Source organism: Slackia heliotrinireducens DSM 20476 (assembly GCF_000023885.1).
Taxonomy (GTDB): Bacteria; Actinomycetota; Coriobacteriia; order Coriobacteriales; family Eggerthellaceae; genus Slackia; species Slackia heliotrinireducens.
In genome coordinates, this window is record NC_013165.1 from 1,197,881 (window position 1) to 1,210,206 (window position 12,326).

A 12,326-nucleotide genomic window follows, 5' to 3' on the forward strand; every position below is an offset into this window, starting at 1 on the left:
AATCCATTCATCCATTCGCAGAACGCATACGCCACTCAGACGTGTGCGTTTTCGTTTTGGCACCAATACCGCATCTTCCGTCCGGATGCCCATATAATAGACACGACAAACGACCGAATTAACGAAAGTGCAGACTATGAATCCAGCCGATTACCCCTATAAGCTTCCGTTCCTCACGAGGTTCGAGTACGTGGACGGCGCGCCGCTCGCTCCTGACGGCGGCCAGTGGGGGACCCTGTACGGCGGCAACTGCCCTCTGCCTCAGAACGGATACCGCTATATCGCCATCCGCAACCCTCAGAATCAGAAGCAGGTCCGCATCGTCGGATATGCCGACATGAACGGTCGCGCCTTCGACTGCGACGAGCCTACGACCATGCCGCCGGCGAAAGAGGCCCGCATCACGCTGACCCATTACACCGATAAGCCTGGCATGGGTGCCGTCATAGCGCTTCTGCCGGACAACAAGAAGACCATTCTGGCCCATTTCATCATCACGGGGTCGTCCAAGGCCATGTTCAATTTCGAAAACGGCCTGTACGGATCGAATGCGCCGCGCCCGATGACTTACACAGAGGCGGTGGTGGCGTCGTTCGTCAAGCTGAAAACCGAGCCGATTTCTGTCGCTCAGGAAGCCTCGTCGACACCTCCTGCCGCCCACCGTGGCCCGTTCGACCCGGACCTGTTCGACAGGATGATCATGAAAGGCGGCTTGTTCGAAGGCGTGCGCGGTTACGTTGAATCGCTCCGTCAGAAAGCTGTCGGCCCGGAGGCCCTGACCGGATTCGAAGCCTGGGCTTTGCAGGTGCTGACCGAAGAAGGCGTCGCGGACGCCAGCGAAATCGACTTCATTGGAACGACGAAGGACGGCAAGCCCGCAATGTTGGAAGGCGGCATCATCCGGACCTCCCGCCACGCCGACTTGTTCTATCTTGACTATGTGTTCAAGACGGAGGACGGGGAAGTGACAGAGAACGGCACGTGGCTCGCCGATCCGTCGCTGCGCCATTACCGCGAACAGATGTGGGGCATCGAAGGTGCGCTCAACCGCATCCTGATCCTGAAGGACTACAGCGCCACCGAAGAGTTCAAGACCACCTATGGCAGCCTGGAATCGTTGACGGTGGGGCAGTGCTCCCAAATGGACAAGTGGCTGATCGACCGAATAGCGCTCAATGCTGCCGACCCCACAAAGCCGGACCTGAAGCTGAGCCGGTGGGCAGGGCGGCTGTCGTTCGCCGAGCTGTCCGAGAACGTGCGCATGCCGTACCGCGCATACTACGACTTCCGAACCACCAAAGACGGCTCGAGCATCGTCGTGAACGCCCAATCGCCCTCGATCGGCTCGCTACCCAAGTCGCGTTGGGACGAGGCCGACGGTCGGTTTGTCAAAACGTCTTTTGAGGAACAGGTCGCGGCCGAAGCCCGGTATGCGGCACATCTGGCCATCGTGCACGGATGCAATGCGTTCGCCAGTTCGCCCACGTTCGATATCGCCGTGGTCAACATCTTCCGCTGCGGCACCGATGACGTGGTGACAAGTGTGGTCTTCGACAGGCCTACCTTCACAAAGGCATACGCCGAACAGGCGAAGGGCGGCTTTGCGAACCCCTTCGGATTCTTGAAGCTGTTCGGCCATGCCTATGCCTTCGATTCCGAGGATCGTCTTGCGAAGGTCGAGCCGTATGCCACGTTCGCCGACGCTCGCTTCGCCAACGATTACGACGCTCCCGCCGAAGACCTGTCCACCGAGCTGCCCGCAAGGCTGCAGTCGTTGCTGCATGCGCGCACTCTGGGAGACATCTGCATCGACGAGAAGCTTCAGCGTGCCGATGTGGCGGAAGAGCTTCTGCGACTTCTGGATTGCGATTCCGATGCTGCGGCCCGTTATGCACGCGACGTCATCGAGACGAGCACGGACCCCCTGACGCGCTCCCTTTGCAGCCAGGTTGCCGAGCAGATCGACACGGGACTTCTGGGCCCCGAATCCTACCTGGAAGTCAAAACGGCTTTTGACGATCCTTTCTCATTCGAATCCGATGCCACACGGGCGCGGGCCATGGCACGTGCCGGTGACATCAAGGCCGTCAACACCATGGAGGATATCGTCGCTCGGGAGCGTTCGCTCGACGCATACAAGGATACGGACACGGAGTGCTACCGTGCGTTCACGGACCATGCCGACCGATGCCTGTACGAGCTGCGCTGCGCCGACGACGCCAAAGGCAGGAAGGTCAAGCCGTACCCTGCCGACCTCATGTACGTGCACGACAACCTCGCCCATATGCTGATGGAGTCGGCGGGGGCGAGCGACGAATCCATCGTCCACGCTCTGATCACCATCGACGAGGCACCTTCGTCAACCCTCGGCTACAAGACGGCATCGCGCATCTATGCTGCGGAGAACGATTTCGAGAACGCGCGCTACATGTGCTGCAAAGCGTTGTCGATGACGTGCAGCCTGGAGGACTATCAGCTCTGCCTGTACTGGCTTGCCTTCGCGTTCTTGCAGACCGAGCATTATGAGGAAGCCGCTGCCTGCTACCGCAAGGCGATTCAGATCGGAGGACCGTTTACGGCCTACGCGGAAAAGGAATACGGCGACCTGGTCGAGAAGGTCAAGGGAATCAGGCGCCGCTCCTTCGAAGAGAACGACGAGCTGCTCCGTGCGGCAGGCGTTCCCATCGACCAGGTGGAGGAGAACATCGACTTTCTGTTCGACTGCGCGGTGGAATTCATCAACCACGGACATGACGAACAGGGGCGCGTCCTGCTGGCGCATGTCAGCTCCATAAGACGCGACGATGCTTTCTCCATGGCGGTTCGGTCATTCTGCATCCAGCCCTAATCATGATTTGATACCATAGGGTCATCCGATTCAGAGAGGTGATCGTATGGCTTTTATCGGTCGTGTTCAAGATCTTGAGTATCTGGAGACCTTCTACGAAGCGGACGGCCCTCAGTTGGTCGCCGTCTACGGTCCGCGCCATATCGGCGTGAGCGAAATGCTGAAGCGGTTCTCCTACGGCAAGAAGTGCGTGTACTACGCCGCCCAGGAGCAGGTGGCCCAGCGCCAGGCACGGGATTTCGCGAAACGTTTCAATTCGCAAATTGATAACGTCGAAACCTGGAAGGACGCCCTTGCACAGTGCATCGGCCAATACGATGGTGAGCAGAAGCTGGTCGTTCTCATCGACGGTCTGGGGGCCGTCGTCGCATCCGACCCCTCCTTCTTGGACGGGTTGGCGGACCTGCTTACGGTGCAGCTGTCGCAGGCCGACGTGCTTATCGTTTTGGCAGGGCACAGCATCGAGCTTTTCGAGAGGCATGTGCTTGCCGAAGACGGTCCGTTGGGAGAGTTGGTCGGCGGGTCGGTTCGCCTTGGTCCTTTGAGCCATTGGGAATCCGAGTCGTTCTTCCCGAAATACGAAGCCGCCGACAAGGCGCTCATGCATGCGGTTCTGAACGGCTCGCCCCATTACCTCGCCATGGTCGATCCGTCGGTTGATGCGTCCGAGAATATCAAACGTCTGGTGCTCGAGCGCGGTTGCCTGCTTGAAAACGAGACTGAGCTCATCCTGCATCAGGACTTCCGAGAGGTGGCGACGTACAATGCGATTCTTGAGGCTTTGGCTTCGGACGCCACCCAGTTTTCCGGGCTTTCCGAACAGACGGGTGTGGAGAAACGCAAGCTGAGCGTGTACGTGAAGAACCTCGTGGACGCCGGCCTGGTGGAGCGCGTCTCGCCGGTGCGCAAGCCCGATGCATCCGGTAAGCGCCAGGGTGATGCCTCCCGCAACTCCCGGAGCGAATACCGCCTGGCATCCACGTTCCTTCGTTTCTGGTACGCCAATGTGGTGCCATCCAAGAGCGATCTGTCTTTCGGCGACATCGAGAACGTGTACCGGACGAGCATCGTGCCGCGCATGAACGCATATCTCAAGGACCCGTTGACCACCATGGTCAAAGCGTGGATTGAACGGGCGAACGCCCTGGGCCTTCTGTCCAAAGAGGTGGGGGAGGTAGGTCCCGCGTGGAAGACCGACGCCAATGTCGATCTGGTGGGATACTCCGAAGACGGGTCGTATGCCGTGGCGGCAATCGTTCAGGTACAGGACGGAAAGACCGGAAGCGCCGACATCCCGTCGGTCGACGAGGTGCGCGATGCGCTGCAGGTGGAAACCGTCAGCCTGTTCGTGTTCGCCATGGACGGTTTCACCGGGGAGCTTAAGGCGCATGTCGAAGACACCGGCGAGCTGACACTGCTTACCGTCGACGACCTGTATGCCGAAGCGAAGGAGCCTACGGTGGTCGTGAAGGAGCGCCGTCCGGCGCCTGCGGCCAAGCCGAAGAAGGCGCTGCCGTTCGTGGTGGAGGATGATCAGCCACGCAACATTCGCGGCTACTATGCCGAGCGGCGTTAGGTGCTGCATCAAACCATGATACGAAAGAAGGGACCCTTCATACGAAGGGCCCCTTCTCAGTCGGTTCACGGGTGTGCGTCTATGCCATGAGGGCTGCGGCGCGGGCGATTTCGGCCTCGGCGGAGGCGTCGGGGTAATCCTTGGCGATGACGGTTTCAAGGACGTTCAGGCCGGCGTCTTCGGCGCGCTTGCCCCAGATTTCCATCCATTCGCCGTCGTTCCAGTCGTAAGAGCCGAACAGGATGACCTTCTCGCCTTCCAGCAGCGGCTCGACTTCGTCGTACATGGGGGCGAATTCGGAATCCTCCAGCTCCTCGTTACCCATGGCAGGGCATCCGAAGGCGAAGCCGTCGAAGTCGGGGATGCGGGTGAGGTCGAAATCCGAGCACTGGATGACCTCGACGTCGTTGCCGTTGCCTTGGAAGGCCTTGGCGAACAAAGACGCCATGGCTTCGGTGTTGCCGGTGCCGGACCAGTAGACTACAGCGATTTTCATATTGGTTCTCCTTTACGAGTTTGGACACAAAAAAGGGCGGGCCGGCATCGTCTGCGCCAAGGGGGTGAGCGCTCAGCATGCCGCCCGCCTCGCGGGTGGGTTACATCAGGGGGCATGGCACCGGGAAAGAGTTCCACAGGACTGACGCGGAAAAGAAGGAAGAGACATCGGTCCTGTGGTGCTTCCCAGTGGATGTTAGCCACGAGCAACTTTATAACGGCATCAAGCCGTCAGGTCAAGGGCATTTTCAAAAAATGTTGCAAACGGTTAACAATGTGTGCGAATGATGGGGAAAGAAAAGGCGCCGCGGATGCGACGCCTTTTGCAAGTTGGGATGTGAACGGTGGGGGAAGCTACTTCTCCCAAGCGCTGAAGTCGACCTTGCGGCCTTCCTGCTTCCAGGTGCGGTATTCGGCGGTTGCCGTGAACACCACGTCGGAGGAGGAGTTCAGTGCGGTCTCGCAGGAGTCCTGGATAACGCCGACGATGAAGCCGACGGCGACGACTTGCATGGCGATGTCGTTGCCGATGCCGAACAGCGAGCAAGCCAGCGGGATGAGCATCAGCGAACCGCCGGGAACGCCCGAGGCGCCGGCTGCCGAGATGGCTGCCAGGGCGGACATGATGACCGCGGTAGGGATGTCGGGCAGGGTGCCAGTAACGGTGTAGTGGGCTGCCATGGCCATCACGGTAATGGTGACGGCAGCGCCTGCCATGTTGATGGTGGCGCCCAGCGGGATGGACACGGAGTAGTTGTTCTCATCCAGATGCATCTTGCGGCACAGCTCCAGGTTGACCGGGATGTTCGCAGCGGAGCTACGGGTGAAGAACGCCGTGATGCCGGAGTCGCGCAGAGCGCGCAGCACCAGCGGATAGGGGTTGATGCGGGCGGCGATGAACACGATCAGCGGGTTGGTGACCAGCGCGATGAAGATCATGCACAGGACCAGCACCGCGACCAGGTGTCCGTACTCGGTGAAGATTTCGGGGCCCGAAGTGGCGACGGCGTTGTAGACCAGGCCGAGGATGCCGAAGGGCGCGAAGTTGATGATCCACTTGACCACGGTGGTGATGGCGGTGGCGATGTCCCCGAAGACGCTGCGGGTGTTTTCAGAAGCGGCGCGCAGGGCGATGCCGATGATGACGGCCCACACGAGGATGCCGATGTAGTTGGCGTTGACCAGGGAGCTGACCGGGTTGGCGACCATGTTGGTGACCAGGGTGGTCAGAACCTCGCCGATGCCGGAGGCCGCGGTCTGTTCGACGCCTTCAGCACCCTGCAGGGTGAGGCTGGTGGGGAACAGGTAGCTGGCGAGCACGGCGACCAGGGAGGCCACGAACGTGCTGACCAGGTACAGGACGATGACGGTCTTCATGCCGCCTGCGGTCTTGGCGTTGGCCAGGGCGCCGATGACGAGGAAGAAGACCAGGATGGGCGCGACGGCCTTCAAAGCGCCGACGAACAGGTTGCCCAGCAGAACGAGGACCGGCGTGACCACAGGCACATCGGGGATGATCAGGGCCAGGATAAGGCCCACGACCATGAAGATGAGGATACGCACGATCAGACTCGTGCCGATCCATTTGGACCATAGTTCTTTCATAACGTACCTTCCTAAACAGGACGGGCTCGACATGACGAAGGAACATCCCGGTCTTTCGCCATATCGGCCGTTTTATAGATTTCACCATTGTACCCGTTTTTCATATTTCCTACAGTCAACCAACGTAGGCATGCTAGGCACTCCCGAGCAGTCGGCCGCCGTGCTGTGCAAAAGGCTATAATGGCGGAGCCAAACAATGATCAGCCCAGGTGCCCATCCGGTCCATTGTTTGGCGACGATCCCGATCGGATGGGCGCCTGGGCGGATGGGATACCGCCATGTCCACCCGTACGAACCCGTTCGCGAAGCGGGTCAACGCCCTCGATGAGGGCGATTTCGCGCTCTTGCAAGAGGCCGTCGAGACGAGAAGGTGCCGCGAGTCCGTCGGCGTCGGAGATTACGACGAGGCTGCCGACGAGTGGAGGCCCCGGCCCCCGTGCCCGAGATGCGGTTCCGGCGAGACCGTCGGCCGAGGCCGCACGGGTGCCGGCCGCAGGTTCTGGGAATGCCGCGACTGCGGTCGCAAGTACACGTCGTTGGCCGGCACGATATTCGAATCCTCGAAGAAGCCCCTGTCCGCATGGGTCCTCTTCATCCGCCTCATGTGCTACAACGTGCAGCTCGACGCTGCGGCGGAGCTCTGCGGGATGTCGCACCAGACGGCCTGGGAGTGGCGCCACCGGGTCATGAGCACGATAGACGGCTACCAGGACCGCATCGTCCTGCGGGACAAGGTCTGGATAGACGAGATGTACGTCACGGACTCCGACCTGAAGGGAGGCCCGGGCTGGAGGCCGAAGAGGGGCCTGAGCAAGGACAAGGTCTGCATAGCGGTCGCGATCGACGTCCACAAGAACGTGGTCGCCGTGCGCTGCGGCCACGGCAAGCCCTCGGCCAGGCGCATCAAGGACGCGCTGCAGGCCAGCATCGCCGAGGGCTCCGAGATCTTCCACGACATGGAGAAGTCCCACAAGTCGCTGGTGAAGGCCGTGAAGGGCGTCGACCGGCCCTACAAGGCCGACACGAAGGACCCGGAGTACCTCGAGAAGATGGCGATGGTGAACAACCTGTGCTCCTGGATCAGGCGCTACCTGCACGGCTACGTCGGCATGGACGTCAAGAACCTGCAGTCATATCTGAACTGGTACGCGTACCTGTTCAGGGTCAAGCGGGCCGAGGAGAAATGGCCCAAAGTGGAAAGGGTGCTCCGCCATTTGTTCATGGCCGACGCCACTTTCCGCAGCTCGCGCAAGCGCGGTCACGCCTACGTTGGTTGACTGTAGGGTTCATATTTATATGTCGAAACGTTGGCAAAACCCCTCGGCTGGAGCCTAGAAAGCCGTGCCGAGTGGCGGAAAGGTGCCGAGCATGCAGTTGGGCCAGCCCGATTTGCGGTTTAGGTTTCGACGTGGATGGATGACCCGTCTCGGCCGCGCTCCACGACGATCTTCCGGTCGATGTTGTCCTTGAGCTCGCTGATGTGGCTGATGATGCCGATGTGCTTGTCGCTTCCAGAAAGCTCCGTCAGCACCTTGAGCGCCAGCCGCAGCGACTCGTCGTCCAACGATCCGAAGCCCTCGTCTATGAACATGGTATCGAGCTGGATGCCGCCGGCGTGGGCCTGCACGGTGTCGGACAGGCCAAGTGCCAAGGCCAACGACGCCTTGAAGGCCTCGCCGCCCGACAGCGACGAGGCGTCGCGGGTCTTGCCGGTGTAGTGGTCCTTCACGTCAAGATCCAGTCCCACCTGGCGGTTGCTGAATCCCTTCTCGCGTCTCACCAGTTCGTAGCGGCCGTCGGACAGGGTGTCGAGCCGTCGGTTGGCGGCGGAGATCATCTGCTCGAAGTACCGGCTCTGCACGTAGGTTTCGAAAGCGTAGTGGCTTGCCTTGACCATCCGCCCGTTCGCCACGTCGGACACGATGGCGACCTCTTTGTACTGCGCCTCGATGTCGGCCGAGCGTTTCAGCTCGTGTTCGATGCGTTTGAGCAGCGAGGTGTTCGTGTGGATGCGCCGCTCGATGGCGTTCGCGGCGTCCTGCGCCTCCTGCAGCTGCTGCTCGGCTTCGGCCAGGTCCTGTTCGAGTTGGGAAACGTCCTGACGACGGGCGTCGTCTCCCGCCTGGCGGACCAGCTCCTCGGCCCGTGCGGCGGCTTCGGCTGCGGCGATGGAAGCCTGGTCGAAAGCGTCTTTCTGCTTCTGACGGGTTTCGAAGGAGGCGTCGGCCTGTGCGGCTGCTTCGTCGATGGCCGCTTCGAGCTCCTGCTTCGTGGGGAAGGGGAGCTTGGCTGCTGCGGCCTGTGCTGCGGCTTTCGCCGTGATCGACGCGGTGGTGGCCTCTTGCTGGGCGGCAGTCGCCTGTTCCAGCTCAGCCTCGAGGTCGTCAAGGGCCTGCGCAGCGGAACCAGCCTGCTTGACCAGCTCGGATAGTCGGTCAAGGAGATCGACGGCCTCGTCGAAGGCGCCTTGGGTCAGAAGGAACTGCTCGTGGGCCTGCTGAGCCTGGCTGCGGATGGTCTTTTCATCTGTCGTCTCCAGGCCATCTTGCAGGGTCGCCCGGGTGGCCTCGGCCGCAGACAGTTGGGATTTGAGGGCTGCCAGGTCGTCAAGCGCGTTCTGCAGGTCGGCACGTTTGGCCTCGACGACTGCGCGCTTTTCCTGTGCGGTTTTCGCCTGCTGCTCGCAGCGGGCTTTGGCCTGCTCGGACCGATCGATGCGCGCTTCGGCTTCGGCCAGGGCTTTTTCGGCAGCAGCACGCAGCGCTGCGAGTTCTTCGGCGCGGCCGTGCTCCTGGATGTGGGCGTCGAGCCGCGCGCGCTTCCCGTCGGCGTCGGACTTGAGCGCACCTGAGTTCTGGGACGCTTCGTTAGCTACGGCCAGAGTCTCGTTGTAATGCTCTTGCAGCTCATCCAGGTCGGCGCTGCTCGGAATGTCGGTACGGGCCTGCGCCGGGGCGGGGTGGTCCGTCGATCCGCAGACCGGGCAGGGGCTGCCCGGCTCAAGCCCGGCAGCGATGATCCCGGCCTGTTCGTCTAGATAAGCCTTGCGTGCCTCGGCAAGCTTCGTCTGGCACTCTAAGAACGTGCTCTGTGCCTGAAGGTAGGCCTCCTGTGCGGCGGCGGCGTCTTTCGCGGCCGCCGCGGAGGCATCGGCGAGCTCCGTGCGTTCGGCGGAGCATGCGTCCAGACGCGCGATGTCGGCTTGGGCTGCCCGTTTGTCGTTTTCGGCGTCGAACAGGTCCTCGGTCGCCGCGCCCAGACCGCTTGCCTCGGCTGCGGCCTGTTCGATGTCCGAAACGCCTTGCTCGATGGCTGCGTTGATAGCGGCCTGGGCGGACTTCGCCTCTTCGACCTGCTGCTTGAGCTTGCCTATGAGTTTGTCGGCATCCAATATGTTGTCGTAGGTCTTGGCCTGGGCAGCGCAACGCTCGTCGTTGGCCCGGTCGATTTTGAGCCTTTCGGCCAGCATGTCACGATTGTGCTGGGCTTTCGCCTGCTCGTCGGCGGCCTGCTCGGCTTCGTCGCGACGCTTTCTGGCCTGTGTCAGCTCGGTTTCCACCTGCGTTTTCGCCTGACGTGCCGACTCCAGTACGCGAGCGGCCTCGTCGAAGGCGGATTGCAGCCGCCCATACTCGTCGTAGGAAGGAAGGTTCGAACGCAGGTCGCGTTCGCGGGCCCGAAGCGCAGCTATCTCATCATCCAGATGTGCATCCGCATCCAGGGCCGCCTTCGCCTGGGTTTTGGCACCCAGCGCCTGTTCGGAGACTTGCAGGGCCGCATCCCTCCGGTCGATGAGCCCGTTGTTGGTTTGGGCCGACTCCAAAGCCGCCTTCGCCTCGTCGCGAATGGCCTGAAGCTTGGCCGCTCTCTGTTTGGCGGCATCCGCGGCCGACGTGTCGGCCTCGACGAGCCGCTCGGCCTCACGCAGGGCGGTTTCCGGCTGCACGCCGCCTGACAGTTCCTCTTTCAGGCTGCGGGCGTGCTCGTCCGTTTCGTCCACGGCGATCATGTCCGCGTAGTTCTGCACGCTTGCCATGACCCGGTCGTGGTCCGCCTCCAAGGCGTTCTTGCGCTCGGCCATGCGTTTCTGGAAGCCCAGCAAAGGCTCGGTGGCGAAGATCCGGCGGAAGATGGGCGCACGTGTCTGGGTGTCGGCGGACAGCAGCTTGCGGAAGTCGCCCTGGGCGATCATCACGATCTGCATGAACTGGAGCCTCTCGATGCCCAGGATGCCGACCACGGTTTCGTCCACGTGCTGCTTGCCGGCGATCGTCGAGCCGTCGGGCAGGGTTATCTCGGCCCGTTCGTTTTCGGTAGTGAACCCCTCGCCCCGTTTCTTCGGGCGCTGGTAGACGGGGTTTCGCCTGATGCGGTAGGTGCTGCCGCGGTAGCTGAAATCCAGCTCCACGAAGGTGGGCGTGTCCGGGTCGGCGAAGTCGCTTCGCAGCATGCTTGACGTGCGGTTCTCGCCCGACGGTGTGCCGTACAGAGCGAAGGCGATGGCGTCGAAGATGATGGTTTTGCCTGCACCGGTGTCGCCGCAGATCAGGTACAGTCCGCTGTCGCCGAAGGTCGTGAAGTCGATGGAGACTTCGTCGGCGTAGGGGCCGAAGGCCGACATGGTGAGATGCAAAGGTTTCATGCTACTTCGCCCCGCATTCGGTCAAGACGGCATGCACCAGGTCTGTCTGGGCTTGCGTCAAAGGGATGCCCGTCCGCATCTCGAAGAACTCGGCGAACAGGTCCTCGGACGACATCGATTCCAGTTCGCCGGGAGCGCTAACGGCCGCCTGCGACGCGGAGCGGGTGGCGGCGTTGTCGTAGTCCAGCCGCATGACGTTGGGGTAGTGCTCGCGGAGCCTGCTCATGGCGTCGATCCAAGGCTCCTCGTCGGTCAGCGTCACATGCAGGTAGTCTTCGGCGTCGGCGGCGCCCACCACGTCCGGGGACGTGAGGTCTGCAAGCGGCCCGCGAATCTCGCGCAGGTCGTGCAAAGGCTTAAAGGGGACGAGCTCGAAGTCAACCGAGCCTTTCTTCCCAAGGGTGACCAGCGGCATGCTCTTGGGCCACGGGGCCTCCGAAATCGAGTATTTGAGGGGCGAGCCGCTGTATCGGACGGTGTCGCGGCCGATACGCTGCGGCCGGTGGATGTGGCCCAGCGCCACATAGTCGAACACGTCGAAGGCGCGGGCGTCGATGTTGTCCACGCCGCCGATGTTGCCGATTTCCGAATCCGAGCGTTCGGGCTGCACCGACTGCCAGGTGACGAACTGGTGGGCCAGCGCGACGTTGCGTTCTTCGGGGTTCACGCCGCTTTGCCCGATCAGCTTCGCCATGGCGTCGGTGTAGTCGCCGTCGAACTCGTCAAAACAGGATTTGATTTCCGAGAACCGCAGGTACGGGATGAGCCAGAACGTCACGGGGCCGTGCTCGTCATGCAGCGTGACATGGTCGATGGCGCCGTCGAACACGGGGGACAGGTACACGTTGCGGCTCGCCAGAAGACGGGAGGCGTAGGCGATGCGCTCCTGCGAGTCGTGGTTGCCGGCGACGGCCAGGCACGGCACGTTCAGGTCGGCCACGGCGCACAGGAAATCGTCGAATAGTGCCACGGCCTCGGCGCTGGGGGAGGACTTGTCGTAGATGTCGCCCGCGATGAGCAGCGCGTCCACGTCCCGTTCCCGAATCGTGTCGACGATCTGGGCCAGGATGTGGCGCTGATCCTCGATCATCGGGAACTCGTGGACGCGTTTGCCTATGTGCAGGTCGGATACATGCAGCAGCTTCATGAAACGGAAGGCT

General features: G+C 61.8%; 7 protein-coding genes. 3 read left to right on the forward strand and 4 right to left on the reverse strand.

Features of this window, described 5'->3' with window-relative positions; genetic code table 11:
- Positions 1-136 precede the first annotated feature (136 nt).
- Together SHEL_RS05155 and SHEL_RS05160 are read left to right on the forward strand one after the other, a co-directional pair.
- Positions 137-2,848, forward strand: a complete 2,712-nt coding sequence (locus SHEL_RS05155) for a tetratricopeptide repeat protein (RefSeq protein WP_012798192.1) — start codon at positions 137-139, stop codon at positions 2,846-2,848.
- 46 nt (positions 2,849-2,894) lie between these two features.
- Entirely contained in the window at positions 2,895-4,424 is a 1,530-nt protein-coding gene (locus SHEL_RS05160; protein ID WP_012798193.1) for an AAA family ATPase, read from the forward strand.
- 79 nt (positions 4,425-4,503) lie between these two features.
- Here the strand turns inward: SHEL_RS05160 and SHEL_RS05165 are convergent, their stop codons facing one another.
- Positions 4,504-4,920, reverse strand: coding sequence for a flavodoxin domain-containing protein (locus SHEL_RS05165; protein ID WP_012798194.1), 417 nt, complete (start codon positions 4,918-4,920; stop codon positions 4,504-4,506).
- Positions 4,921-5,273: 353 nt separating this feature from the next.
- On the reverse strand, positions 5,274-6,524 hold the full coding sequence (gene sstT / locus SHEL_RS05175; RefSeq protein ID WP_012798196.1) for a serine/threonine transporter SstT: 1,251 nt from the start codon (positions 6,522-6,524) through the stop codon (positions 5,274-5,276).
- A 278-nt stretch (positions 6,525-6,802) separates the two neighbouring features.
- Here sstT and SHEL_RS05180 point away from each other — a divergent pair, with 278 nt between their 5' ends.
- A complete protein-coding gene (locus SHEL_RS05180; RefSeq protein WP_012797493.1) occupies positions 6,803-7,801 on the forward strand; it encodes an IS1595 family transposase in 999 nt (332 codons plus the stop codon).
- 119 nt (positions 7,802-7,920) lie between these two features.
- On the opposite strand, the gene SHEL_RS05185 is transcribed toward SHEL_RS05180, so the two are convergent.
- Together SHEL_RS05185 and SHEL_RS05190 are read right to left on the reverse strand one after the other, a co-directional pair.
- A complete protein-coding gene (locus SHEL_RS05185; RefSeq protein ID WP_012798197.1) occupies positions 7,921-11,166 on the reverse strand; it encodes an AAA family ATPase in 3,246 nt (1,081 codons plus the stop codon).
- 1 nt (position 11,167) lies between these two features.
- Positions 11,168-12,313 (reverse strand): exonuclease SbcCD subunit D, encoded by a 1,146-nt coding sequence (locus SHEL_RS05190; RefSeq protein WP_012798198.1) that lies wholly within the window; start codon positions 12,311-12,313, stop codon positions 11,168-11,170.
- Between the last annotated feature and the right edge of the window lie 13 nt (positions 12,314-12,326).